Annotated in this window: 21 protein-coding genes and 2 pseudogenes; 14 read left to right on the top strand and 9 right to left on the bottom strand. The window is 72.9% G+C overall.

Features of this window, described 5'->3' with window-relative positions; genetic code table 11:
• Positions 1 to 375, bottom strand: a pseudogene (locus tag IH00_RS40750) (helix-turn-helix domain-containing protein); the annotation flags it as partial.
• Positions 376 to 517: 142 nt separating this feature from the next.
• Positions 518 to 793 (bottom strand): hypothetical protein, encoded by a 276-nt coding sequence (locus IH00_RS43505; RefSeq protein ID WP_078888032.1) that lies wholly within the window; start codon positions 791 to 793, stop codon positions 518 to 520.
• A gap of 287 nt (positions 794 to 1,080) precedes the next feature.
• On the opposite strand from IH00_RS43505, the gene IH00_RS0130205 reads away from it, so the two are divergent.
• From IH00_RS0130205 to IH00_RS37855, 3 genes and pseudogenes are all read left to right on the top strand, one after another.
• A complete protein-coding gene (locus IH00_RS0130205) occupies positions 1,081 to 2,187 on the top strand; it encodes a serine/threonine-protein kinase (protein ID WP_031079135.1) in 1,107 nt (368 codons plus the stop codon).
• 220 nt (positions 2,188 to 2,407) lie between these two features.
• Complete coding sequence (sigJ, locus tag IH00_RS0130200) at positions 2,408 to 3,352, top strand: RNA polymerase sigma factor SigJ (protein WP_031079134.1); 945 nt, start codon at positions 2,408 to 2,410, stop codon at positions 3,350 to 3,352.
• Between the two features lie 152 nt (positions 3,353 to 3,504).
• Positions 3,505 to 4,699: pseudogene (locus IH00_RS37855) on the top strand (NAD(P)/FAD-dependent oxidoreductase).
• Positions 4,700 to 4,784: 85 nt separating this feature from the next.
• On the opposite strand, the gene IH00_RS0130190 reads toward IH00_RS37855, so the two are convergent.
• Positions 4,785 to 5,204 (bottom strand): SSI family serine proteinase inhibitor, encoded by a 420-nt coding sequence (locus IH00_RS0130190; protein ID WP_031079133.1) that lies wholly within the window; start codon positions 5,202 to 5,204, stop codon positions 4,785 to 4,787.
• 587 nt (positions 5,205 to 5,791) lie between these two features.
• On the opposite strand from IH00_RS0130190, the gene IH00_RS0130185 reads away from it, so the two are divergent.
• Complete coding sequence (locus IH00_RS0130185) at positions 5,792 to 6,478, top strand: LysE family translocator (protein WP_031079132.1); 687 nt, start codon at positions 5,792 to 5,794, stop codon at positions 6,476 to 6,478.
• Positions 6,479 to 6,856: 378 nt separating this feature from the next.
• Here the strand turns inward: IH00_RS0130185 and IH00_RS0130180 are convergent, their stop codons facing one another.
• Entirely contained in the window at positions 6,857 to 7,726 is an 870-nt protein-coding gene (locus IH00_RS0130180; RefSeq protein ID WP_031079130.1) for an alpha/beta fold hydrolase, read from the bottom strand.
• Between the two features lie 526 nt (positions 7,727 to 8,252).
• Here IH00_RS0130180 and IH00_RS0130170 point away from each other — a divergent pair.
• From IH00_RS0130170 to IH00_RS0130150, 3 genes are all read left to right on the top strand, one after another.
• Entirely contained in the window at positions 8,253 to 8,570 is a 318-nt protein-coding gene (locus tag IH00_RS0130170) for a hypothetical protein (RefSeq protein ID WP_031079127.1), read from the top strand.
• A gap of 360 nt (positions 8,571 to 8,930) precedes the next feature.
• Positions 8,931 to 9,509, top strand: a complete 579-nt coding sequence (locus IH00_RS0130160; protein WP_031079124.1) for a suppressor of fused domain protein — start codon at positions 8,931 to 8,933, stop codon at positions 9,507 to 9,509.
• Positions 9,510 to 9,718: 209 nt separating this feature from the next.
• On the top strand, positions 9,719 to 10,150 hold the full coding sequence (locus tag IH00_RS0130150) for a DUF4240 domain-containing protein (protein ID WP_234335011.1): 432 nt from the start codon (positions 9,719 to 9,721) through the stop codon (positions 10,148 to 10,150).
• A gap of 531 nt (positions 10,151 to 10,681) precedes the next feature.
• Here IH00_RS0130150 and IH00_RS0130140 read toward each other — a convergent pair.
• Positions 10,682 to 11,554 carry a PhzF family phenazine biosynthesis protein gene (locus tag IH00_RS0130140; protein WP_031079120.1) on the bottom strand — a complete coding sequence of 291 codons (873 nt, stop codon included), beginning with the start codon at positions 11,552 to 11,554 and terminating at the stop codon, positions 10,682 to 10,684.
• 798 nt (positions 11,555 to 12,352) lie between these two features.
• Between IH00_RS0130140 and cseB the strand changes: the two genes are divergently transcribed.
• The 4 genes from cseB to IH00_RS0130120 all read left to right on the top strand — a co-directional run bounded on the left by cseB (position 12,353) and on the right by IH00_RS0130120 (position 18,025).
• Positions 12,353 to 13,093: a two-component system response regulator CseB gene (gene cseB / locus IH00_RS0130135; protein ID WP_052411735.1), complete on the top strand. Its 741-nt coding sequence runs from the start codon at positions 12,353 to 12,355 to the stop codon at positions 13,091 to 13,093.
• Positions 13,094 to 13,107: 14 nt separating this feature from the next.
• On the top strand, positions 13,108 to 14,394 hold the full coding sequence (locus tag IH00_RS0130130) for a sensor histidine kinase (protein ID WP_031079116.1): 1,287 nt from the start codon (positions 13,108 to 13,110) through the stop codon (positions 14,392 to 14,394).
• 226 nt (positions 14,395 to 14,620) lie between these two features.
• On the top strand, positions 14,621 to 15,382 hold the full coding sequence (locus IH00_RS0130125) for an ABC transporter ATP-binding protein (protein WP_039947573.1): 762 nt from the start codon (positions 14,621 to 14,623) through the stop codon (positions 15,380 to 15,382).
• An 81-nt stretch (positions 15,383 to 15,463) separates the two neighbouring features.
• The gene (locus tag IH00_RS0130120; RefSeq protein WP_031079111.1) at positions 15,464 to 18,025 is read left to right on the top strand and encodes an ABC transporter permease; all 2,562 of its coding nucleotides are present in this window, start codon (positions 15,464 to 15,466) and stop codon (positions 18,023 to 18,025) included.
• A 220-nt stretch (positions 18,026 to 18,245) separates the two neighbouring features.
• On the opposite strand, the gene IH00_RS0130115 is transcribed toward IH00_RS0130120, so the two are convergent.
• Positions 18,246 to 18,638 (bottom strand): hypothetical protein, encoded by a 393-nt coding sequence (locus tag IH00_RS0130115; RefSeq protein ID WP_234335009.1) that lies wholly within the window; start codon positions 18,636 to 18,638, stop codon positions 18,246 to 18,248.
• 328 nt (positions 18,639 to 18,966) lie between these two features.
• On the opposite strand from IH00_RS0130115, the gene IH00_RS0130110 reads away from it, so the two are divergent.
• The 3 genes from IH00_RS0130110 (at position 18,967) to IH00_RS42970 (ending at position 20,169) form a co-directional block, all read left to right on the top strand.
• Entirely contained in the window at positions 18,967 to 19,353 is a 387-nt protein-coding gene (locus IH00_RS0130110; RefSeq protein ID WP_031079107.1) for a thiol-disulfide oxidoreductase DCC family protein, read from the top strand.
• 188 nt (positions 19,354 to 19,541) lie between these two features.
• Positions 19,542 to 20,009, top strand: coding sequence for a DUF6003 family protein (locus IH00_RS0130105; RefSeq protein WP_052411734.1), 468 nt, complete (start codon positions 19,542 to 19,544; stop codon positions 20,007 to 20,009).
• Between the two features lie 10 nt (positions 20,010 to 20,019).
• Positions 20,020 to 20,169 (top strand): hypothetical protein, encoded by a 150-nt coding sequence (locus tag IH00_RS42970; protein ID WP_158828003.1) that lies wholly within the window; start codon positions 20,020 to 20,022, stop codon positions 20,167 to 20,169.
• An 18-nt stretch (positions 20,170 to 20,187) separates the two neighbouring features.
• Here the strand turns inward: IH00_RS42970 and IH00_RS0130095 are convergent, their stop codons facing one another.
• The 3 genes from IH00_RS0130095 to IH00_RS0130085 all read right to left on the bottom strand — a co-directional run bounded on the left by IH00_RS0130095 (position 20,188) and on the right by IH00_RS0130085 (position 24,752).
• Positions 20,188 to 21,750, bottom strand: a complete 1,563-nt coding sequence (locus IH00_RS0130095) for a mucoidy inhibitor MuiA family protein (protein ID WP_031079104.1) — start codon at positions 21,748 to 21,750, stop codon at positions 20,188 to 20,190.
• 21 nt (positions 21,751 to 21,771) lie between these two features.
• Complete coding sequence (locus IH00_RS0130090; RefSeq protein WP_052411733.1) at positions 21,772 to 23,892, bottom strand: DUF4139 domain-containing protein; 2,121 nt, start codon at positions 23,890 to 23,892, stop codon at positions 21,772 to 21,774.
• Between the two features lie 239 nt (positions 23,893 to 24,131).
• Positions 24,132 to 24,752: a hypothetical protein gene (locus tag IH00_RS0130085; RefSeq protein WP_158828001.1), complete on the bottom strand. Its 621-nt coding sequence runs from the start codon at positions 24,750 to 24,752 to the stop codon at positions 24,132 to 24,134.
• Positions 24,753 to 25,394: the final 642 nt, after the last annotated feature.

Here is a 25,394-nt window from a genome sequence, read left to right as displayed (position 1 = left end):
GCCGGAGCCGGAGCCGGAGCCGGAGCCGCGTGGCCGCAGGGGCGGCCGGCCGGTGGCGTCCCAGCCCAGCCGCACCGATGCGCGACCGCGGTGACAGGCGATTTCTCGGCCAGCAGGACCGGCGCGTGGTGGAGCCGCAACTGGGTGCGCCACTGCGGGAACGTCATGCCGGGGTCGCCGCGGAAGGGCCGGGACAGGGTGCGGTCGCCAGCCCCCGCCTGGCCCCCGGTTCGGCGAGGGTGCGGCTGTCCGCCGGATCGGCGCGCAGGCGTCGCACAGGGTGCGCAGCAGGGGAGTGGCCGGCGCGGGCAGGTACAGCGGCTCCTGGGGCCAGGCCCGGAGTTCGTCGAGCAACACCGCGCGCAGCCGGGCCCGTAGGACGGGAGCGGAGGCCGATGCCGTCCGCACCCCGCCCGGTCGGTGGCGTGGGTGACGCGCCCGCACCGTACGGGGCCGGCCGCGCGCCGCCCAAGGCGAAGTCCCCGCTCGATGCCGGGACTTCGCGGAGACATCTGTGTCAGAGGACTCCGACCTTCTCCTCGATCGCCTTCACGAGGCTGGTGACGGCCAGGAAGGAGATACCCGAACAACCCAGGCCCTCCAGCGGTGTGGCTCCGAGGTGACGCCCCAGCAGGTAGGCGATCAGCCCGGCGACCGTGCCGCACAGGACGGCGATGATGATCGCCATGACCTTCTTGGTCTGGTCCGGGGGGCCCGGTGCGGGGCCGGGGCCAGGTGCGGGTGCGGGTCCCGGCCCGGGGCCGGGTCCAGGTGTCAGGGTCGGGTCGGTCATGGCGGCATCGGTCCTTGCTCGTGCGTCCTGGGGACCGGCCCTCGCCGGGCCGGCCCAGCCGCGGGAAGCGGCGTAGGACGAGCAGAACGTCCGGTGAACCGGTCACACCAGACCAACTCCGTTCCTGAATGATTTCGAGCGCAGTGAGGGGAGTTCTCCCACGTGAGAGCCTCGATGCCCGGCGCGTTGAACAAATTTGGTACGGCGGTGCACCTCATGCGGAGCCGCAAGGGCAGCGGTATCCGCGATCCTGGTGACCTGGATGACAGGGCGGAGGGTCGCGGGCGATGGCCGAGACGTGGCGGGACATGCTGAACAAGTCGGGACCGGAGGACTGGCAGTCCTACCGCACGGCGTTACGCGCCCTGAAGGAGTCGACGAAGCGGACGTTCGACGAGCTGCAGGCACTCGGTGGTCCTGTCGTCAGCCGGGGCGACGTTCCCGGGATGAAGGCGTCACCGTCGAAGGGGACATGGCATGCCCTGACGAGTGACGGACGGACCAGTCCGCCCGCCTGGCCGCAGGTGGAACTCCTGGTCCGGATCGCCGCCGTGGAGCTGCGGCTGCCGACGGACGACCTCGTGAGGGAGTGGGCAGCGGCGTATCAGAAGTGCGGAGGTTCTCCCGGCCGCTTCACCGTGCTGGCCACGCCGGAGGTGACGCCGGCTCCGGTGCCCACGCCCCGGCCCTGGTGGAAGCGGAAGCGGATCGCCATCCCCGGGGTCGCCGCGGCCACGATCGTGACGGTGGTGACGGCCCTGGCGCTCCTCCTGACCGGTGCCGACCCGGGGAGGAACGCCAAGCCGCCCGCGACGGAGCCGTCCGCGTCACCCGGCGGCGTCCACAGCAGCACCCCGTCCTCGCGCCCCACGGTGTCGCCTTCTGCCACAGGCACCGCACCGCGCACACCGCCCGGGCCACCGGACGTCGTCCCTCCCCGTGCCACCCGCTCCGGCAGCGCAGGCGCCGACGCCACGGAGAGCCGGCCCACGCGCTCCAGCGGCCCCGGGGGCAAGGAGGGCGTCCAGCCGCCGCCGTTCACGCCCCCGCCGGGGAGGCCCCAGCCGTCCACTCCGGAACCCGAGCAAGTCGTCCCCGGAGAGGTCGCGTGGTCCAAGGACGGGGAGGGCGGCGCACCGGACTCGGGAGCCGTGGAGGCCTACCGGACGCCCACGGACGCCGGACCTGAGTGGCGTACGGGCGTGTACCCCCCGGGCCATACGATCGCGGTGCACTGCAGGGTCTCCGGCCGTGTCGTCCCCGTGGGCAGTGCCTACACCGGCCCGCCCGGACGCGAGGGCGTCTGGTATCTGATCAAGAACGATCCGGAACTCGACAGCTTCCTCCCCGCGGTCTACGTCGACACGGGGTGGGGCACGGTCCCGGACTGCTGACCCCGGACGGGCAGGGCGCAGGCGACCGGGGTGTCGCGGCCCTCGGCGGCAGTCCGAGCAGTCCTAGCAGTCCGAGCAGTCCGCTGCTCGCGGTCCGCGGTGCGTGCTCCCTCATCCGTCCGGGGCCGGGGCCGGGTCGGGCTGTGCCGGTCCGGCCGGGGAACGGCCGTCCGGCGGCTGGGGTACGACCTCACGACCCGCCCGGCTAGGATCCGGAGCCATGCCGCTGACCACGAACGACGTGAACCGGTTCGAGGCCGCAAGGCCCCGTCTGGAAGCCATCGCCTACCGTCTCCTCGGCTCCGCGAGCGAGGCGGAGGACGCCGTGCAGGAGGCCTTCCTGCGCTGGCAGGCCGCGGACGTCGAGCGCATCGAGGTCCCCGAGGCATGGCTGACTAAGGTCCTCACCAACCTGTGCCTCAACCAGCTCACGTCGGCCCGGGCGCGGCGCGAGACGTACGTGGGTCAGTGGCTCCCGGAGCCCCTCCTCGACGGGGACCCGATGCTCGGCCCCGCCGACACCGCGGAGCGGCGCGAGTCGGTCTCGTACGCGGTCCTCACGCTCATGGAGCGGCTGTCCCCCAATGAGCGGGCGGTGTACGTGCTGCGGGAGGCCTTCGACTACCCGCACCGGGAGATCGCCGAGATCCTCGACCTCACCGAGGCGGCCAGTCAGCAGATCTTCCACCGCGCCAAGAAGCACATCGCGGACGGCACGGCCCGCAGCGAGGTCGACGAGGCCGCCGCCCGGCGGATCGTCGAGGAGTTCCTGGCGGCCGCCACCAGCGGGAAGACCGAGCCGCTCGTGAGGCTGCTCACGAGTGACGCCATCGCGATCGGCGACGGCGGCGGGAAGGTCCCGGCCAGGACCAAGGCATTCGAGGGCGCCCTCGCGGTCGCGAAGTTCATGCGGGGGCTGTTCAAACCCGCACGGTCCAAGCGTGCCTTGGTCGGCGGCTCGCCCGAGATCCACGTCACGACCGCCAACGGCGGCCCCGCCGTCGTGGCGGTCGTCGGCGGCCGGGTCGTCGGCATCATCGTCCCGGAGGTCACCGCCGAGGGCATTGCCGCCTTCCGCAGCCAGGTCAATCCCGACAAGCTCGAGCGTGCGACCGGGGTGTGGGGTGCCGTCGACCACGGGGAGCCCCTGTTCCACGCCTTCTGACCGTGCCGGAAGGCCCCGATGATGAGGTGAGGTGCTGCTGAGCTCGATGTGATCCGGTTCACATCGCGTTCCTGTCAGGAAACGGCGGGCTGCCCGGTTCAAGGGGCGTCACCGCGCAGAACAAGGGTGGGACCCGCAGACAGGAGCAGGAAATGCAGCACCGCATCATCGTTCTCGGCGCCGGATACACCGGAACAGTGCCGCCTCGCCAGGCGGCTGCACCGTGACGACGTCACCATCACGCTCGTCAATGCCGATCCGGACTTCGTGGAGCGTGTCCGGTTGCACCAGCTCGCGGCCGGCCAGCACCTGCGGCCCCGGCCCTTGCGTGACATGTTCCGGGGCACCGGCGTCGAGTTGAGGCTCGCGCAGGTCACCGGAGTCGACGTCGACCGCAGGGCCGTCGCCGTCGTCGGCGCGGACGGCGACGCCGATGAGCTGGAGTACGACACCCTCGTGTACGCCCTCGGCAGCGGCTGGCACGACCACGGGGTACCGGGCGCCGCCGAGCACGCGTACGAGATCGCAAGCCGTCCGGGGACGCTCCGGCTGCACGAGCGGCTGGCCGGTCTGGAGGCCGGCGGGTCCGTGGTCGTCGTGGGCGGCGGCCTCACCGGTCTGGAGGCCGCGACCGAATTCGCCGAGACCCGCCCGGACCTCGCCGTCGCCCTCGCCACCCGCGGCGGCCTCGGCGACTGGCTGTCGGACAAGGGGCGCCGGCACCTGCGGAAGACGTGCGACCAGCTCGGCATCACCGTGTACGAGCACGCCACCGTCACCGGCGTCGAGGCCGACCGCGTCACCACCGCCGACGGCAAGGTCATCCCGGCGGCGGTCACCGTGTGGACCACCGGCTTCGCGGTCCACCCGATCGCGCGGGCCACCGCCCTGGAGACCACCGGCACGGGCCAGATCGTGGTCGACGGGACCATGCGCTCGGTCTCCCACCCGGACGTGTACGCCGTCGGCGACGCCGCCATGGCGATGGGCCCCGGCGACAAGCCCCTGAGGATGTCGTGCGCCTCGGGCGTCCCCGCCGCGTGGCAGGCCGCCGACGCGATAGCGGCGCGCCTGACGGGCGGGAAGGTCCCGCACATCCCGATCCGCTACTTCAACCAGTGCATCTCGCTGGGCCGCAAGGAAGGTCTCATCCAGTACGTCACCGCCGACGACCGGGCCGTCGGCGCGGCGCTGACCGGACGGGTCGCCGCCGTCTACAAGGAGTTGATCTGCAAGGGTGCGGCCTGGGGCGTGGCCAATCCGACGCTCGGCCTGCCGGCCCGCCGCCGCCGGGTCGTCCGGGGCGCGGTGGCCACGGCGGGCTCCGCGGTCCAAGCGTCGGCCTGACGCCTGGTCCATGACGCCGGCCGCGCACGGTGAAGCGGGCGCCCGCGTGGGGCGCCCGCTTCCGTCCGGGGCATTGCCCGGACGGTCAGAACGCGTAGACGGCGTTTCCGTTGAGGGTCGCGGACATGGCGCACGCGTTGGAGAAGGTGTGCTTCCAGGAGATGCGCTTGCCCTGCCACACACCGTCCGCGGTGACGGTGACGGGGTCGTAGTGCATCGGGCAGGCGCGGTCGGAGTCCGGCGCGGCCAGGAGCGTGTCGAGGGTTCCGGCGGTGGCGTCGAGAGCCGCACAGGCGGCCTCGGGGTCGGGGTGCGTTCCCTGGGCGGTCGGTGCGCAGCTGAGGGTGGCCGCCCGTACGACGGTGCCGTCCTCCCCGCCCTGGGCGACGGTGAGGACCACGGCGGAGGGGGCGTACAGGCTCGTGGGCTGCGCTTCCGCGACACCGGTGGCGCAGGCCAGGGTCAGAAGGGTAGCGGCGGAGACGGCAGCGATGTGGCGACGCACGGCGACACTCTCTTTCGATTCGAAGGGCAGAGGCGGAAGTTGCCTGTGCTTTGCGGGCTGTACGTCGCAGAGTCTGTCGGGTGTGAAAGGCGTGTGCACATCCGTGACCGATTTACAGACATCTCGTTCGATTATCGGCGACCGAATGGTCGTTCAGGCAGGTCAGCGGGGGTGCGCGCAGTGCGTGATCGCCCCCGGACGCACCGTGACACCTGGACGTGAGAGCCGTGCGCGGCCCGCTGACCTGCTCTCCGTCGCGGCGCGTTCATCAAACGTCCATCCAAGCTGACCGAATAGCGTCGCTACCGCCGCAAGGGTCGCCCTTGGGGCGCGACGGACGAGGGCCTGGAGGTCCGGGCGCCCGGAGGGAACCGTGGGAGCGGCGGGCCTGTCCCGGCTGTCCGTGGGTACCGGAAGCGCATGCCCCGACGTCCTGACGGATGGTCAACCGCGGTACAGCCGCAGAGGGTCGGCGATGCCGCCGTCTCGCCGGGCCGGTGTACGGCGCCGGGCCCGCCCGGTGCCGCGGTCGGGCGCCGTGCTGCCGTCACGGCGGACAGGCAGGCGGGCGGACGAATGGAGAGCACATGTCGGTCGACCTCATCGGTTTCCTCGGCGTGGTGCTGGTGGCCTACGTGGTCCCCGGCCCGGACTTCCTCGTGGTGGTGAGAGCGGCGGCCGAGCATCCGTCGATGGGGCGCGCCGCCGCGCTGGGTGCGCAGGCCGGGCTGTGCGTCCACATGCTCGCCGCCGCCGCCGGGCTGTCGGCGATCGCCGCCCGTTCGCCCTCGGTGTACGGCGCGATCAAACTGTTGGGCGCCGCCTACCTCGTTCACCTGGGGGTGCGGGCGGTGCTCGCCGCGCGGCGCGCCGTTCGGGAGCGGCGGCGTACGGACGGGGAGGGGGTGGGCGGGCACGAGGACGGCGCCCATTGCCCGGCCGGGACGCCGACGGCGGAAGACGGAGGCGCGCCGGGCAGGCGGCGGTCCTTCTTCGGCCAGGGCTTCCTCACCAACGTACTCAACCCCAAGGCGGCGCTGTTCTTCCTCAGCATCCTGCCGCAGTTCGTCGACGACAGTGGCTCGCCGGCCCGGCAGATCTTCCTCCTCGGCATCCTGGACGTCCTCATCGGGGTCGTCTACTGGTTCGGCCTCGTCCTCGTCGCCGCCCGGCTGCGGGCCCTGCTCGCCCGGCCGAAGGTCCGCCACCGCTGGGAACTGACCACCGGTTGGCTGTTCATCGCCATCGGCGCCGGGGTCGCCGCAGCCGCCTGAACACGCCCGCTGTCCGGCCACGGTGATGCTGCGCCGGCCGAGCGAACCGCCATCAGGCGACGGCTCGACCCGCCGTACCGGCTGGATGGATGGGCGGTCGCGAGCCATGTCGGCATCGGCCATGCACAGCCGTGCAGGTGTGGAACGTTCGCGGTGCGCCACGGAAAGAGGCCGGCACCGCGTGCACTCCCCGTGCCGACGGCTCCGGCAGGAGTGGTGCGCCCGCGCGCATCCCTCGGGAACGGGACTGAGAGGGAGCGGCGCGGTCGCCGTGCGCAACCGGCGGGGTGGGGGCCGCAGGCTCGTTGCACCACCTCCGGCGCCGGCCCCCGCCGCGCCGCCGTCCGTGCCGGCGGGCGTGTGCCGGCAGGGTCGTGTTCAGGCGCACGCGGCCCATGCCGCACGCAGTACCCGCGCCAGTTCCCCGGGAGCGTCCTCCGCCAGATGGTGCCCGCTCTTGACGGAGCGGCCCGTCACCGGACCGTCCGCCCAGGACTGCCAGATCCCCGTGATGTCGTCATAGAGGTCCGGCAGATCGCTCTCCTCCCCCCAGACGGCCAGGGTGGGGCACTGAACGCGCCGGCCCGCACGCCGGTCGGCCAGGTCGTGCTCGTTGTCCACGCCCAGCCCCGCCCGGTAGTCCTCGCACATCGCGTGGATGGTGCGCGGGTCGCTCAGGGCGTTCTGCAGGTCCTGCCAGGACTCCTCGCCCATCTGTTCCGCCGTGTCCTGGTACCAGAGCGAGAGGTTGCTGCCGATGATGGTCTCCGGCCCGGGATGGGGCTGCGCGCGGAAGAACCAGTGCCACCAGCGGGTGGCGAAGTCGGCGTCGCAGCGCTCCAGCGCCTCGGCGATCGGAACGATGTCCAGGGCCGTGAGGTGGGTGACGGCCCGCGGGTGGTCGAGGGCGAGCCGGGTGGCGACGTACCCGCCCCGGTCGTGGCCGACGACGTGGAACGTCTCATGGCCCAGCGCCGTCATGAGCCGCAGGCAGTCCGCCGCCATGCGCCGCTTGGAGTACGTCTCGTGCCGGCCGTCCGTCGGGGGCTTCGACGACTGGCCGTAGCCGCGCAGATCCGGGCACACCACGGTGTACTCCTGTGCCAGGAGCGGCGCGAGCCGGTGCCATGTGGTGTGCGTGCGCGGGTGGCCATGGATCAGCAGGACGGCCGGCCCCGTCCCCCCGTGGCGGACGCGGAGGGAGACCTCGTCCAGAGAGATGTGCTCGAGTGTGAAGTCGGGAAACATGAGAGACCCGTTTCCGTATGCACCGGACAGAAACACGGAAAGCGGAAAGCCCCCCGCTGCCGAGATCGCGGTCTCTTCAGCAGGGGGCCGTCGGGGCGGGAGGGTGGCGGTGCGGTACGCCGTCAGGCGATCGTGACTCCGTACTGACGCATCCACGTGCCGACTTCGAGGAACGGGAGCAGCAGATGACTGGCCTTCAGTCACGTCATGGTCTTCGTGCCGCTCGGGGAGACTCTCCACGCGCTGGGGGTCGAACATGCCGAACTCTTCGAGGCTGTACTACATCACTTCCCGCCCCCGTGCGTTGAGGCCCTCTTCCCCCGGCAGCCGGGGCACCTCCGCCTTCAGCGTGAGGTGGCGGTCGTGCTCCGCGTCGGCCGGCCCGACGCGACGGTGCGGGTCGAGCGCGAAGACATCGGCCAGACGGGGGGCGTAATTCCTGCCGGTGCCGGGCAACCCGACGGCTGATCCTGACGTCGTACGGGTTACCAGGTCTTGATCATGACGGAACGGGGGAGTGGGAACGATGCCGGAGGTCGGTGCGCCCGGTGCGGGGCCGAAGGACGGGCGGGCCGAGCCCGCGGAGCCCTCGCTGAGCAGCAACACGTGGCCCGTCGTATTCCTGGGCCCGGCCTTGATGTTGTTGCGCTTCTTCGAGGGGCACGCCTGGGCCTACTGGACGGCGGCCGTCGTCGGGTCCGTCGGAATGGTGGGCGCGGCCGTCGAGGTCGTCGCCACGGTGAAGGCCCTGGCGAAGGGGCGGCAGCCGCTGGTCGCCATCTGGGTGATCGCACTGCTGGCCGGCGCTTCGGCACTCCTCGTCCACCGGCTGATGACGGGCTGACACCTCCGCCGGTCCGCGACCGTCCCAGCGGCGACTGCCCCGTGCGCAGCCGGTCGGGGATGTTGTTCCGGACGCCGTTGTCCGCCGGGCGGGCGGGAGCCGACCACCGCCGCGAAGTGGCCTTCGATGCTGTCCACGGGCGGCCGGTCCGGCATGGAGGGGGCGAAGGGATGGTCCTCCTCCACCGCGGCCGGGTCGTCGGGCAGCTCACCGCCGGGAACCAGCCCTGCCGGGTCCAGGACGGGGACTGAGGCTGGTGGGCTCGTATGTCGAGGTGTCGCGTATTCGGAGCTGACGTCGGCGGCTCATGACGCTGAGTGAGCTGTCAGGGGGGCGAGCGCGGTCTGGGATGATCGCGTGGTGAGTGATGCGAGGCTGCTGGCCGCGGAGGCTGTCGAGTCCCATGTCCGGATGTTCTTCGAGGGGCACTCCGTGGAGGTGGTCGACTGTGATCTCGGGCCGGAACGGCGAGAGGTGGCATCCGATCTGCGAGTTCTCGTCGTGGGGCCCGGTCCCCGCGGGGACAGCTGGGCCTATGTGACCGCCGGGTGCTGGGCCGCGATGGAGAAGGACGGTCACGGCCTTGAGTTCGTCATGACCGCCCACGTCCGCGACCAGCGGTTCATCGAGCTCATGGCGATGATCGCCTCCTACCACTGCGGAGGACATCGGCTCGACCTGGAGCACAGCATGCCGATCGGCGAACCGTGGGTGCCAGGGTCAACCTGCGATCACCTGCTGATCAGCCTGCCCTATCTCCACGGACCAGACCTTGAACACTGTCCCGTCCCCGGGGGCCATGCCCGCATCCTGTGGGCCCTGCCCGTAACGACAGCCGAGATCGAGTTCCGCGGGCGTCACGGGCACGAGGCGTTGGAGCAACTCTTCGACGAGGCAGAGATCATCCCCACCGATCCTTTCCGGGCGTCGGTTGCCTGAGTTTCCGTCCTCCGGCTCCAGGTTCCGCCAGCCTCGGTGACCAGCCGGGTGCGGCGCCCTTGCGGTGCCGTCCAGCTCTGCGTCGGGAACTGAAGTGATCAACCGCCCTCGCGGCTTGCCCGGCCGCGGCTCGCACCGACCGCCGCCGATCGGCCAGGGGGAACGCCACACGCCCCGGCGTGTCAGACCCTTCCGCCATGCTCTCCGGTATGAACGAGGACGTCTTCTGGCAGCTCATCGAGGAGTGCAGCCCCTCAACGCCCGACCCCGAGGGCGCCTGGCTCGCCGCGGCACTGACAGCCCGCCTGGCCGCCGGACCTGTGGCTGGTGTCGTCGGCTTCGCCGAACAGCTCTCCTGGGCTATGTACAGGTTGGACCGCAAGGAGTACGGCGAGGGACTGTCGGGCGATGCGTTCCTGTACACCCGGGCAGCGGTCGTTGCGGCAGGCCGTGAGGAGTACGACAGGGTACTTCGAGAACCAGCGCGTTTCATACCGTTCGTCACCGACCTCGCCTGGGCCGAGGACTTGCTCTACGTGCCGGACAAGGCCTACGAGCTCCTCACCAGTGAAGTATGGGATCGCGGCACCCGCTACAGCTACGAGTCGTACTCCAACACGGCCGGATGGACCGACGCCTGAGGGCTGTCCCGCATCTGCTGGCCCGGGGCCGGGAAGCAGGCTGCGCCATTGCAGGATGGGCCGCCCGGCTTTCCGCGTCGGTCACGGCCGGAGCGCTGAGCTGAGCGCGCCCTGACGCGCCGTTTTGGGTGGCGTGCCGCCCGGCACCCTGCCCGAACCCGAGATCTACGCCCGCCTCGTTCGCGAACTGACCGCCGTCCCCTGCGGCATGCTGACGATGCTGCACGCCGCGGCGGGGCTGGTCCGCACCCCTTGCACGCTCGCCTTCGCCGCCCTGGCCGCCGTCGACAGGAGCACCTTCGCCATGGCCTCGTACCTGCGGTACGAGACCCTCGGCCCACCCTCCCCGGCAGCGCCCGTCCAGGTGCCGTGCTGTGGGCGCTCGCGCAGCGCATCGCCGATGAGTACCCCAGCGTCATGCGCCGGGCCGGACACCCCAGCGCCGACGCCCTGTTGCGAGAGGTGATGAGAACGAAGATCAGGGGCAAACCGGACACGGCCCGGCGGGAGTCCGTGATCTCTCAGAACTACTCATTTGTGAGAGTCGCGGACCACCGCTAACCCGCCGACCCGGGTCGTGATGCCCGTCGGCCCTCGTCGGGCCGAAGCGAGCACGCTGGCCGGTCGACCGAGGGTGTCGCCCTGCTCCACCTCGATCGCGATCGTCTGTGCCCTTGCCGTGTCGAGCAGGTGGGCGGCCAGGCAGCCGGTACTGTTGGCGTTGGCGACGTCCTCGTCGACGCCGATCGCCGGCGCGAACATCCGCGCCGCACCCGGTCGGTCGCCCACCGGCGGTACGTACACGAAACAGCCGAGAAGCCCGTACCGCCGGCACACCTCTGCCAGCCTGCCGAGGTGTGGGCGGACTCGGAGCAACGCCGACCGGTCGTGGACCGGTACCAGCATGCGTGGTGCGCCGGGCGCGGCGATCCGTGGCGCGTCCATCGGATGCGGGTCGTCCGCGGTGAGCCCGAGCGCGGCGACGATCGCGGCGCGCTCGTCCGGTGCCGGGTGACGCAGCGCGACGAGTCCCTGATCGAACCACACCTCGATGCCGGCGGGGCGGCGGATCGCGACGGTGTCGAACGTGCGCCCGCCGGTGTGTTGGCGGTCGTTCAGCTCGCCCAGCCCGGTGCGGGTCAACCGGACGGCCTGCGCGGCAACGGTGCCGTGGCCGCAGCCGGACAGTTCGGCGGCGGCGGTGAAGAACCGGACCGGCCAGCCACCGTCCGGCGTCCGCCCCGGGCCGAGGAACGCCGCGTGCGAGGTGCCGGCCGCAGCAGCGACCGCACGCCGGTTGGCGTCCGTCGCCGCCGGGTCGTCGTCGGTGACGGCCGTGGGGCTGCCGCCCCGGCCGTCGCGCCGCACGCACGCATCAACCACCGTGACATCCGGCCAGGACATCGGACCACCTTCGACGCTCGACGAACCGGCAACCGCGAACGGCGTCCGCCGATAGCCGCACCTGGCCACAACGGCCGACCGAACGCGTCCCGGATCGTACCGGCCTGCCTCAGCCGGTGCCGTCCTGCACCGGATAGTGGTGCGCCGGCCCGGGTAGGTGCACGGCGGTTCCAGCAGGGCTATCCGCGACGTCGGCTCTCCCGTCGAGTTCGTTTCGAAATCAGACCGCATCCAGCGCCCGCCGACGCTGTTCGGGCACGGCATCGGCGCCGGGCAGCAAAGGCGCGACCAACCCCGTCAACGCTCTCGCGGCATCCTCGTCCGGCCTGAACGGATGCCGTGACGGATCAACGTCTTCCCACGTCAGGGCATGTGCCCCTCGGCTCGGTCACCGGGGCGGTCCGCCGTGCACCGCCGCACGAACGCCATCAGGATTTCGAGCGGCCGAGCCACAGCGCTGCGGAGCGATCACAGTCCGTCCGGCGGGGGCGTACGGTGCCGGTCGGCATTGTTTCAGCCGGGTATCAAGGAGCGCTCAGTTACCCATCGAAACACTGCACCACCATGGCGAACGGGGCACCGCACGAAGCCGGCGTGCGCTGCGCAGTCGGCCTCCCGGGCCGGTGGGACCGTCCGGAGACCGGAGTTCACGGAGGCGAGGGGACCTGCGGGTTCGTCTTCGCGACGCGGTCGCCGCGTCCGGGGTCTGCCGTATCGTGCTTTTCAGGTCGCCGGCCGTGCATGATCCCCGCTGGACCGATCACTCAGCCCGTCCACCCGAACAGGAGTCACCCACCCGTGTCCTCGTCAGCCCCGGCCGGGGTCTCGTCGCGCCCTGTGCGTGTGCTGCTGGTGGAGGACGACGACCTGATGCGCCGGTCCTTCACCGTCGCCCTCGAACGCTACGGCTACGGGATGAAGGCCGCGGCCGACGGCCTCGCCGGGCTCGAACTCTTCCGTGAGGAGAGCTTCGACCTGCTGGTCCTGGACGTGATGCTGCCCGGTCTGGACGGGATCGGTCTGTGCCGCAGGGTTCGGGAGACCAGCCTGGTGCCCGTGCTGATGATGTCCGCTCGTGGCGACGGGCTCGATGTCGTCGCCGGTCTCGAGGCCGGGGCGGACGACTACGTGGTGAAGCCCTTGGACACGTACGTGCTCGTGGCACGCATCCGCTCGCTGCTGCGGCGGGCGACCTACGCGGCCACGCCGGGACCCGGGCGCGCCGCCACGAGCGAGGGGCCGCCGTCCGAGGGGGAGGTGCTGGTGTTCGGGGACCTGAGCATCGACACCGCCGGCATGGAGGCGCACGTCTCGGGCAGCCCGGTGGCGCTGACTCCCACGGAACTCAAGCTGCTGCTGGAATTCGCCGCGCACCCGGGCGTCGTGCTGGAGCGGCACACCCTGCTCCGCAACGTGTGGGAGTACGGCTGGGACGGCGACAGCCGGGTCGTGGACCTGTGCGTGCAGCGGCTGCGCCGGAAGCTGGGGCGCGAGCGGATCGAAACGGTCCGCGGCTTCGGCTACAAGTTCAGGCGCTGAGGCAGGTGCGTCCGTTGCACCGGCTCCGGCCCGCTCGCGCGTCCCTGCGCTGGAAGATCGCCGCACTGGCCGCGGTCACCGCGTGCCTGGTCGTGGCGGCGGTGGGCGTGCTGGTGCACCTGTGGACGGCGCACGACATCCGTGACCGCGCCCATGGTCAGGCTCTCAACACGCTCTATTCGGCCATGGACGTCTACCGGCGTACCGGAACGCTGGCGGACGGTGCCGAGCTCGATCCGGCGGAGCTGCCCGCCGCGTTGCGCGACCCGGCCGACGGCGACCGTCACGCGGCCCCCGACGGACACGTCGAAGGCAACCTGGGGCCGAGCGTCTGGGCCGCCCAGCGGACCGGCGGCCCGGGCAGCCCGGTGCTCGCCGTCCGGATCAACATGAGCCCGGAGTTCCACACCTTGCGCCGGCTCGATGTGACCATGACGCTGGCCTCGCTCGTCGCCCTCGCCGCGGCCGCGCCCCTGGCGGTCTGCGGGGCCGGGTTGCTCGCCCGCAGGCTGCGGCGGGTCTCCCGGACCGCTGCCCGGATCTCCGCCGGGGACCTCGACGCCCGGACGGGGCCCACCAAGAGCCGCGACGAGGTGGCCGAGATCGCCGCCACCGTCGATCTGATGGCAGACAGCCTCGGCCGACGGCTGTGCACCGAGCGTCGGTTCACCGCGGACGTGGCCCACGAACTGCGCACCCCCGTCGGTGGTCTGCTGGTGGCGGCCGACCTGCTGCCGCCCGGTGAGACGGAGGACCTGCTCCGTGCCCGCGTGCGGGATCTGCGCGGCCTGGTCGAGGACCTGCTGGAGATCTCCCGGCTCGACGCCGGTGCCGAGCAGCCCGTCCGCGCCCGGGTGCCGCTCGGCGCGGTCGTCGCCGAGGCCGTGGCGCGCACCGGCCTCGACACCGAGGTCACCATCACCGAGGCGCCGGAGGCCGCGGCTCCGGGGAGCGGGGAGACCGTGGACACCGACCCGCGCCGTCTGGAACGCATCGTCAGCAACCTCGTCGTCAACGCCCACCGACACGGCGACGCCCCGGTGCGGGTCACCGTCGAGGGCCGTACGGTCGTCGTACGCGACCACGGCCCCGGCTTCCCCCCGGACCTGCTGCTCCACGGTCCGCGCCGGTTTCACACGGGTACGCCGGAGCGCGGCTCGGGCCACGGCCTGGGCCTCACCATCGCCGTGGGTCAGGCCCGGCTCCTCGGCGCCGAGCTGCGCCTGGACAACGCCGCCGACGGGGGCGCCGTCGCCACCCTGCACATCCCGGTCCGACCACCTGCGCGCCTCCCGGCCTGATCACCTGGGCCCCCTGCCTGCGCCGCCCCCCCGCTCCGGCCTGCCCGCCCGCCCTGCGTGAGCCTGCGCGCCTGACCGGCCCGCGAGGACCCGTACAGGACCGATACAAAACGGCGCGGACGCCGATACACGCCGGCCCAGGCCCCGATACGTTCGACGGTCACCCTTCGAAGTGCGCCCTTCCGTACTCGAAGAGGAGTCCCTCGTGACCGCCGATCCCCCTGCCCTGTACGCGCCCCGCACCACGCCCGGGGTCGCGGCAGCCACCACCGACCTGACGAAGGTCTACGGCAGTGGCGACACCCGTGTCGTTGCTCTCGACCGGGTGAGCATCGCTTTTCGTGAGGGCGAGTTCACCGCGATCATGGGCCCCTCCGGCTGCGGCAAGTCCACCCTCATGCACTGTGCCGCCGGGCTCGATACACCCAGCAGCGGCTCCGTGCGCGTGGGCACCACCGAGCTCAGCACGCTGGAAGACCGGCAGCTCACGCGGCTGCGCCGCGACCGGATCGGGTTCGTCTTCCAGGCCTTCAACCTGCTGCCGACGCTGACCGCGCTGGAGAACATCACGTTGCCGCTGAGCATTGCCGGACGCCGCCCCGACCAGCAGTGGCTGGACCGTGTGATCTCCATGGTCGGCCTCTCCCAGCGCCTCGACCACCGGCCCGCACAGTTGTCCGGCGGGCAGCAGCAACGTGTGGCGGTGGCCCGCGCCCTGGCCTCCCGCCCCGCGATCGTCTTCGGCGACGAGCCCACCGGCAACCTCGACTCCCGCGCCGGGGCCGAAGTCCTCGGCTTCCTGCGCGACTCGGTGCGCGAGCTGGGCCGGACCGTGGTCATGGTCACCCACGACCCCATCGCAGCCGGCTACGCCGACCGCGTGGTCTTCCTCTCCGACGGCCGCCTGGTCGACGAGATGGCACACCCGACCCCCGACCGGGTCCTGAACCTGATGAAGAACCTGGACACCCGCGCACGCACCGGCTGACCCGGTCCCGCCCCAGGCCCCATCAACCCCCGCCCCCCATCCGCCGGGCCCACGCCCCCGCCCCACGTCCCGGGAGCCACCATGCTGAGAACAGCTCTGCGCAACGTCCTGGCGCACAAGGCCCGACAGGCCATGACCGTGCTCGCGGTCTGCCTGGGGGTCGCGTTCGTCTGCGGCACCCTCTTCTTCGCCGACTCCACCGCCGCGGCCCATCGTGCCGCCGCGTCCAAGAACTTCGCCGGCATCGCAGTCACCGTGACCGCGAAGGAGCCCCCGCCCGGGGCCCCCGTGGACCAGGGGTCCGGCGTGCTCGACGACGCGCTCACGCGGAAACTGGCCGACGTTCCCGGCGTCTCCTCCGTGCGGCCGTCGGCCGAGGGCTCGGCCACGATGAACGCGGCGGACGGGACCCCGCTGCGGGTCAGGCCCGGGGCGAACCTGGCCGCCGCCTACGTACCGGCCGAGGACGGTGAGGACAGCCGCTTTCCGCTGGCCGAAGGCCGCGCCCCTGTGCGCGGCGACGAGCTCGCCGTGGACAGCGGAACCGCCGCAGCGGGCCGCTTCGCCATCGGCGACATGGTCACGCTGGCCACCGATGGTCCGGTCATCACGAAGCGTCTCGTCGGCATCGTCACCACCGAGGACACCCGGGTGACGGCCGGCGGCACCCTCGCCGTGTTCGACAAGGCGACCGCCCAGAAGCTGTTCGCCACCCCGGGCCACTACACCGGGATCGATCTGTCGGCCGCGCCCGGCACCACCCCCTCCGAGCTCGCCCGCCGGGTCACCGGCGTGCTCCCGGCCGACCGCGCCGAGGCCACCACCGGCGCGGCCCAGGCCGCCCGGCAGGCCGTACTCGTCGACACCCTCACACGGGGGTACGAGAAGCTGCCGCTGGTCTTCGCCGCGACCTCGCTCTTCATCGGCTCGTTCCTCATCGTCAACACGTTCACCATGCTCGTGGCGCGGCGCACCCGTGAGATCGCGCTGCTGCGGGCGATCGGAGCCACGCGCCGCCAGGTGTCCCGCTCCTTCCTCCTGGAGGCGCTCCTGGTCGGCCTCGTCGCATCGGCGGCCGGCTTTCTGCTCGGTCTCGGCATCGCCCACGTGCTGCCCGGCGTTCTGAGCGCGGGTGGGACCACGCTGCCGCGAGGTCCCCTGGTGATCGGCCCGCGCTCCGTCGTGGCAGCGCTCGGTGTGGGAGTGGGCGTCACCGTGCTCGCCGCGTGGTTCCCGTCCCGGAGGGCCGCGAAGGTCGCGCCCGTCGAGGCGCTGCGCACCGTCGAACAGCCGCCCTCCGCCACCCGGTCGCGGGTCCGTGTCGCGACGGGTCTCGGCCTGCTCGTTCTCGGATCCGGCCGGCTGGTGTCGCTCCAGGGGGCGAAGGACGCCTCGGAGGAGAACCTGCAGAGCGCTCTTCTCGGCTGCGCCCTCCTCGTCACCGCCCTGCTCGTGCTGGCGCCGGTGCTCGCCGTCCCCGTGATCAGGCTGACCGGACGGCTGACCGCCCGCTTCGGGATCACCGGCCGGCTCGCCCGGGACAATGCGCTGCGCGACCCGCGGCGGACCGCGGCCACCGCTGCCACCCTGCTGATCAGCACCGCGCTGGTCTCCGGGCTCGCCGTCATCGGACACTCCACCGGGCAGGCCCTGGACCGCCGGGCCGCGGCCGGACTCGGCGCCGACTACGTCATCAGCACCCGCTCCACCATGACCGGTATCGACCCCGCCGCCGTACGCCGGGCGGCCGACACCGCCGGGGTGCGGACCGCGAGCGCCGTCACCGACTCCACCCTGTTCACCGCCGGTGGTGTACGGGAGATCTCCGGCGTCGACCCCGGAACCGTGGGCGCCGTCATGAAGCTCGACTTCGTCAGCGGCTCCGTCAAGGACCTCGGGCCGGGCCGGATCGCCGTCTCCAGCTCCCTCGCCCGGGAGTACGGCGTGACCGCGGGCAGCCGGCTCGGCGCCCGCATGGGGCGGAGCCAGGCTCTCCGGCAGTACACCGTCGTGGGCGTCTACCAGGACAACCCCGTCGCCCGCGACGCGCTCGGCGTCGCCGCCGAGGTGGCGCGCAACAGCTTCATGCCCGGCTCCGTCCAGCGCATCCTCGTCCGTACCGACGGAGGCGCGGTCTCCGAGGCGCTGGAGGAGCGGCTGCGCACCGCTGTGGGCAACAACCCGCTCCTGCGGGTCCAGGACCGGGAGCGGCTCGTCGACGAGGCCGCCGGCACCATGGCCGACCTGCTGGGTGTGATGCGCGGGATGCTCGCCATCGGGGCCGTGATCGGCGCGCTCGGCATCGCGAACACCCTGGCCATGTCCGTCGCGGAACGCACCCGCGAGATCGGCGCCCTCCGCGCCATCGGCATGGACCGCGCCGGCGTCCGGCGTATGATCCGCCTGGAGTCGCTCACCGTCGCCGCCTTCGGCACCCTTCTCGGCCTGGCGGGCGGTCTGTTCGGCGCCTGGGCGGTCGGCGCGCTGGCCAACGGCGCGCTGGAGCAGTACTCCTACGCGCTGCCCTGGGGGACGCTGCTCCTCGTGTGCCTGCTCTCCCTCGCGATCGGCGTGGCGGCGGCCGCCGTCCCGGCCCGCCGGGCAGCCGCTCTGCGCCCGCTCGAAGCCGTCGCGGAGAGCTGATGAACCCCCTCCGGCCCGCCGCGCCACCGCTCGGGCCCTCCACCGCCGGCCCCCGGCCACACGGCGGGCCGAGCGATCATCGGAAGGGATCCGGCGCCCGGCGCCATGCCGGTGGCAGCACTCCCCCCGGACCCCTCCGGCGGTCAGGGGTTTGCCCGGGGCGCCGGACAAACCCCTGACCGAACCGGCATCAGCCGCTCCAGGTACCGTTCACGTCACCTCAGGAGCAGGGCGTGGTGATGGAGCTTGCGTCCGGCGTGACGTTTCCCGCGTAGATCCAGCCGTACGGAGCCGCGCCTCCCACGCTGACGTAGTACCACTTGTTCCCCGATTCGTTGTACGTGTAGCACCAGCCGCCGAGCCGCGTCCCCACCGGGAGCGAGTAGCCGCTGGAGTTGCCGCAGCCCGCGTTGGGCCCGTTCCTGAGCCAGATGGAGTTCCTCACGCTCGTACCGCCGGGGCCGTTCACGACGTTGTCGTCCCAGCAGGCCAGGGGGCCGATGTTCGACGGTGTCCAGTTCGGCGGTTCGTTCGTCACGCCCGCGGGCGCATCCGCCGGTCCGGCGGGGGCGGCGTTCGCCACCATGGGTTGCACCATCAGCAATGCGATCACGGCACTACCCGTGAGTGTGCGTTTGATGTTCATAGTTCTCCCTTGTCCCGGTCATGAGATGCGTCGCCGTGCCGGCGGCAGGACCGTTCTTGTCGCCGCGCGTCGCTGTCGGCTTCGCCGCGTTCCCGGCGGTCGGTTCGCCGGTCCGTGCAGCAGTGCCGATGGTGCTGACCCCGGGCAGCCGCGGGCAATGGCGAACGGCTGTCCCGGACAAGGCACTCCTGTCCGGCCTGGTCGGAAGTCTGTCCGGACGATCCTCCCCGCCTGTCCCGGACAGCCCGGGCCGCACATCCCCGTCCGGCACCATGGAGACATGCGGACTGGAGACATGCGGACCCGACCTGTGCTGGTCTTCGACGGTGACTGCGGCTTCTGCACTGCCTGCGTGACGTTCGTCGAGCGTCGCCTCCGGCCCGACTGCGAGGTCGTCGCCCGGCAGTTCGCGGATCTGCCCGCGCTGGGGGTGACGCCGGAGCGCGCGGCTCATGAAGCGCTCTGGGTGACGCCTGTCGGCAGGGTGTACGGCGGTGCCCAGGCGGTGGCCAAGATCCTTCTGTACACGGGCCGGGGCTGGGCGCCGCTGGGGGCGCTGCTCATGCTGCCTCCGGTGCGGTGGGCCGCCCGCGTCGGCTACCGGCTGGTGGCGAACAACCGGCACCGCATGCCCGGTGGCACGGCGGCGTGCGCGGTGCCCGCCCGGCGCGCGCAAGGGTGACACGAGCCGGCCGCCCGGGCCACGTCCCGGCTCCTCCACGTGGCGCCGATCCGCGCCGGCTGCGCTTCCCGGGCTCGCGCCGGCCGGAGACGGAGGGCGACGGCGGCCGTCCGGAACAAGGCGGTGGCTCGCGCCGGAGGGGGTAAGGAGGAGAGCAGACCACCATCGCGTCTGCGAAGGAGACGAGCATGACCGACGACGCCTACCTGTTCTTCGTGGACGGCTCGGCGCCCCCGCTGGGCGCACCCGTCGCCGCCGTGGGGGAACTGGCGTGCCTGGAGACGCCCGCGGTACGGGCCTGGCTCGACGCGCACGGCGTCACGGCAGACTCCGCCCGGCTACGGCTGCTGCCGCCCGAGGAGACGGGCAGCATCCCCGAGGGAGCGGAGAAGCTGCCCGTCCCCTTGAGCGACGAGGAGCTGAGCCGGCTGCGCCATGCGCTGGCGCCCGGCGCCCTCGCCCGCATGGAGGAGGAACTGCTGGCCTACCGCGACTGCGCCGGCGAGCGGGACGCGCTGCTCACGCGCGCCGTGGCCGCCGGGCTCGCGCCGCACCGCATCGTCGAACTCACCGGCGAGGACCCCGGGACCGTGGCGTCGGCCGCCGCGGCGCAACGGCCGGGCCGTCCGTCGGCTTCCGGGCCGCTGCAGCGGTGACGGGGAGAACATGACGACCGAGAAGACGCGTACCCGGCTGCAGCTCCTCGAGGACCGGCTCGGTGAGCGGACACCGGCGCCGATCGAGGGGCAGACCCGCATACCCCTGCCCCCGCCCACCACGGCGGAGGACGAGGACGACGGCGGCGGAACGCCCTGACCGGCCGGAGGTGAGGCTCTAGAGCCCGGTGACCTTCCCGCTCGCCGACAGCTCGTAGACCAGGGTGACCGTGCGGCGCCCGCCCGGCGGGAGGGTGATGTCCCAGCGTGCGATTCCATCCGCGTCGAGCGCGTCGGGCACCGGGGCGCACGCTTCCTTGCGCAGCCGTACGTCCACGGCCGACACCTCGGAGACCGGGATGCGCTCGCGGAGGAGGACCACCCGTTCATCGCGCTCTCCGGGAGCGGAGAACCGGGACAGGTGCAGGCGGACCGTGCGGGTGATCACGGTCCGCTGGGTGAGCCCGGCGGAGTCGCGGGACTCCTCGGTCCGCCGGACGACCCGGTAGTCGTCGCTGCTGCCGAAGGCGAGCTCGACGGGAGCGCCCGGGGCGGTGAAGTCCAGCGTGCCGCGGCCGGTGAATCCACTGCCGCGGATCAGGTCCACGGGCCCGGCGAGCAGCGCGTGGCCGGACCGGTTGTCGCACCACACCACCTGGGTGACCAGCGGGGACAGTTCGGGTGTACAGGCGTACTCGCTGCGCGCGGCCGTGGTGAAGGCCGACAGCGGCACCCGGTGGGCGCGGCCGTCCGCAGGTACGGAGACCGGTGCGGACGCGTTCAGCACCCGCACCTCGCCGCCGTCGTCCACTCCCGGCAGGCCGAGCCCGGGGACGGGGCCGAGGTCGCCGATCTCCTCCTCCCGCAGCTCGACGTCGACCGTGCGGCGCTCCGCCGCGGAGCGGTCCGTGAGCGTCAGCCGGTCCTCGCCCAGCCGGGGCGGGTCGTTGGCAAGCGCCGACCGGGCGGTCGACAGCGTCAGCCGTACGTCCGACCAGTCCTCGCCGGTGCGCTGCCAGACCATGGCATCGGTCTCCAGCGTCAGGGACTCCCCGTCGAGCACGGCGCGGTAGGCGGGCCGCCACAGGGCGCACGGAGTGAGGTGGCTCAGCAGCAGCCCGGCCGGTCCGGCGGCCGAGGCCTCCACGGTGAGCTCGACATGACCGACCAGTTCGGCCGGTTCGTGCTCGGCGAGGTCCATCGCCCGCACGGCTTCCCCGAGTTCGGTGGCCAGGGCGGCCAGCCGGGCGTCCACGGCGCGCAGTTCCTCGCCGTACGCGTCCCGCTCGCCGTCCACCCGGTCCAGTTCGCGTGCCCAGCGGGACTGTTCGGCCTCCCCGCGGCCCGCTCCCTCGCCGATCTCGCGCAGCAGGTCGGCGGCGAGGCGGCCGAGCAGGTCGAGGCGGGCGTGCAACCGGTCGCGGCGCTGCCCCTGGACGAGCCGCTCCTCCTCGAGTTCGCGTACGCGCCGGCGCAGCGCGGAGTCCTCGTCGTCGGACGGGCGCGGGCCGCGCGGTGTCCAGTCGCGGACGATCCGCACATCGAGCACGGACGCCGGATGGCCGGAGGTCAGCTCGGCATGGAGCGTACGGTCGACGGCCAGCGCACTGACCGGTCCCAGACGCAGCCGCTGGACCCCCGCCTCGAGGTCCAGCACGGCCGTTCGCTCGATGTGGGCGCGGTCCTCCAGACAGGTGACGGCGGTGACGGGGAGGGCGATCGGCTCCAGGGCCGTGGACATGACGTCCGTGGACATGCGTGCTCAGCTCCTGCGGTTGCCGCCGACCAGGGCCTTGCCGGCCGGGATGCGGATCTCGTAGCCACCGTCGAGGGCGGCGGTGCCCCCGGCGGGCAGGTCCACCCGCCAGACGCGGGTGCCCGGGGCGTGGTGCTCGGGCCCGGCGCCGTCCTCGGGGACCGTCCAGTCGGCCCGTTCCTCGATCCGGACCTCCGGTTCGGAAGTGACCGGCATCCGCTCGCGGACCTCGACGGTGACGGGCCTCGCCAGCCGGTTGGCCAGCTCCACGTGGACTCGGTGGTCGAGCACGGTGGTGTTGTTGCGCAGGCCCGCGGTGGACTCGAGGAGGTTCGTACGGCGGGTGACCCGGATGCCCTCGGCAGGGCCGAGCCCCAGCCGGCGGAGGCCGCCGGGAGCGAGGGTGGGCAGTGCGGCGGTCACCAGGAAGTCGTCGTCGACGGTGACCTCGACCGGGCCGGCCAGCAGCGCCTGGTCGGTGGCGTTGGAGATCACCAGCGTCGCGTACACGGTCTGCTCCACGGACGGCACGCAGAGGTACTCGGTGCGCAGACCGACGGGCATCTCGGCGACGGTGATGGTGTGCCAGGTGCCGTCCGACGGGATGTCGGCGCGGGCGGCGGCATCGAAGCGGTGGTCGAAGGAGCCCGCCGACTCGCGTGGCCGCACGGCGTGTTGGGGGAGTGCCAGCCCCGTCACCGCCTCGGCGCGGCGGCGGTGTTCGGCCGCCACCGGGTCGAAGGAGGCGCCGGGGAACAGCCTGCCCCTGCGGCTGCCCTGCTCCTCGGGGCCGCGCAGGACGAGGGCGGCGTAGTCGAGCTCGGCGCCGCTCGGCTGCGGCGGGCCGGCAGGGGGCGCGGCGGGAGCCGCCGGTGCGGCATGGCCAGGAGCCGCGGGGGCCGCAGGTGGCGGCGCGCCGCGGCCGGGAGCCCCGGGGGCCGGGGCGGCCGCGAAGGCCCTGCCGGCGGTGCGCGGCCTGCCGGCCGGTCGTGACGGGACCGGCTGCGCGGGCGCGGGCAGACCGCCACCGAGGGTCTCCGTGGAGAGGCCGGCCGTGCTGCCGGGCGCGGCCGGCGCCCCGCCGTAGGCCTGTGGAGCGGGCGGTGGCGGCGGAACGGGACCGGACGCGAAGCCGCCCGCGGCAACCGCCGGTACGGGGCCGGCTCCGACCGCCACGGGGGCGGCGGGCGCGGCAGGGCGAGGCCCGGCCGCGTCGTACCCGGTGAACAGGTCGGCGAGCCCCGCCGGGGGCTCGCGCCAGCCGGACGGGGCCGGGTCCTGCTGACGGCGTCCGATCCGGATCGAGCGCAGCCTCGGCAGGTCGGTGCGGCGCCGCAGGTCGGCGGTGGCCAGCCCGATGCGCACACCGGTCCAGTCCTCGCCGGTGCGCTGGGCGACCGAGGCGCGCAGCACCAGGCGGCCGGTGCCGTCCCCCTGACGGTGGGTGAGGCGGTAGGCCGGCACCCAGACAGCGCCCGGGACGCCGTACTCCAGCTCCAGTTCCGCCTCCACCTGCGCGTCACCGGTGCCGTCGAGGGTCAGGACCGCGCAGACCGTGGTCTCCACGTGCGCCGACGGCACGTCGCTGGAGGCCCGGGCCAGCCGGTCGGCTGCGATGCCGAGCTCGTGCTCGAGGCCGCGCAGCTCGTCCTCCAGCTCGACCAGGCGGGCGTGCAGCCCGGTCAGCCGCTCGTCGACGAAGTCGGCGAGCTCGAGCCAGGCATCGGCGGGAGTGCGGCGGTGCGGGTCATCGCGCCTGCGGGCCGGCGGGACCGGGTGCAGGCCGCTGATCTCCTCGATCAACCGCAGCTGCCGGTCCCGGCGTCCCTGCGCCGCCGCGCACGCGTCGCGCAGCCGCTCGAACTCGCCCCGCAACGCGTGCGGCGTGCCGGCCTCCAGCGGCTCGGCCTCGACCTCCACCCTGGCCTCGGTGACGCGCAGTCCGGGACCGTGCAGGACCCGGGCCCGCAGAGAGCCCGCGTCCAGCGAGCGGGGCAGTCCCGTCACCCGCACCCGGCCATCGGGCGGCACGCCGACGCGCGCCCGACGCCGGCAGACCGCGCCCTGCGCGTACACCACGACCGAGTCGAGGGTCGATCCCCACCGCTGTGCCGTCTCAGCCGTCATATGCTCCGCCCCCGCCGCGTCCGTGCTGAGCGAAGCCTACGCCGGGCGATCCTGCGCGCCCAGGTCGAGTCCCGATGTTCGATGCCTGTCCTGGGGCCGGGGGCGTGTCGTGCGTTCCCGCCGGACGAGCCGTGGGCAGCCCACGAAGGTGCCCGCCACCGTCACGTCCCGGTGGACCGGGAGGGGCAGTGACCGCCCGGTGTCCGACCTCCTGGCAACGCCGCGCGGGTCGGGACGGTCTACCCCTTCGGCTCCCAGTCCGCCTCCGGCCAGTCGTGCTCCACGAAGTCGTCGGGAACCTGCCCACAGGCGGCGTAGACGCTGATGAACAGCGTGGTGGTCGAGTCGTTCCACTGCACGTCGACATGGTCGCCGCCTCCCGGGCTCTCGAACCGGAAGCCGAGTTCGCGGAAGGTCGCACCCGCACGGTCTTCTTCGTACGTGAGTTTCCAGCCCTCCTGCGCCAGCCGCTGGCGCACGCGCCGCTGCGCGTCCCGGGCAGTGGCTTCGGGAACGCCCGGGATGCTCCAACGGAGGCCGAAACTGCGGACGTCACTCCGTGCCTCGTCGATGTGGGCGATGCCCCTCAGCCCGCGGTAGTAACAGGCTCCGGTAGACACCCTGCCCCCACTCGCGGCGTACGTCGCGGGCAGCGCAAAGCTGTCGTAGACCTCGTCGGACCGGGCCTTGAGCCGTTGCGCGACCGCGTCGGGGTCGGCCGAGGGATACGGCGTGCCGTTCCACACGGCCCTTGCCGCCACCACGGCAGCCACGAGCAGCGCCACCGTCACGAGCCCGGTGACGGCATACGCGACCGACCGCCCGGAGACCCGGGCCTTGCGTACGGAGCTGTTGATCATGCGTGTGACGGTAGGCGTCGTCATGTGCGTGACGCATGAGTAGCCGTACCCATACGTGCCCATGAGTGCTGACGACGTCGTGCGCCGGAGACCTCGGTGGGGGCTGCCGAAACTCGGTGCGCTGCGGCGGAGAGGCCGAAACGCCGAGCAGACGGGCGGTGGCCTGGGGGCCCGGGGCACCATCCAGGCGTCGCACCGGAACGCCGTCGGCCGGCCGGCTGCCGGGTGCCGGCCACGCGGACCGTGCCCCGGCCCGGCGTTCACGGCCGGGTGGCGGTACTGCGCTCCCGGCGGCCGCGCGACGCTGCCCGCGGTCCATCGCTGTGCCCGTGGCGCCGACCCGGCGAGGCCGGTCACTCCCGCGCCGTGCCGTCGCTCCGTACCGGAGCCCTGCCGTTCCCCAGCCGTGACTTCGGCGGCTACGTCATCGGCCCTCGACGACCAGGCCGCGCTTCATGCCGGTGCGCACGTGGCGGCGGGTGCCGAGCAGGGCCGATGCACGGGGAGGGGCAGGGGGCAGACCTCGGTCCGCCCGTGCCAGTAGCCCCGCCGCCGCCGCACCGCACCGGGGAGGGGCCACGCGGTCACCGGATTCTCCGTTCGGCCCCGGCCCGTGCGGTGACCCGGCAGACCCGGCAGCAC

This window comes from Streptomyces sp. NRRL S-118 (assembly GCF_000716335.1).
Classification (GTDB): domain Bacteria; phylum Actinomycetota; class Actinomycetes; order Streptomycetales; family Streptomycetaceae; genus Streptomyces.
This window is presented reverse-complemented; position numbering and strand designations above follow the sequence as displayed.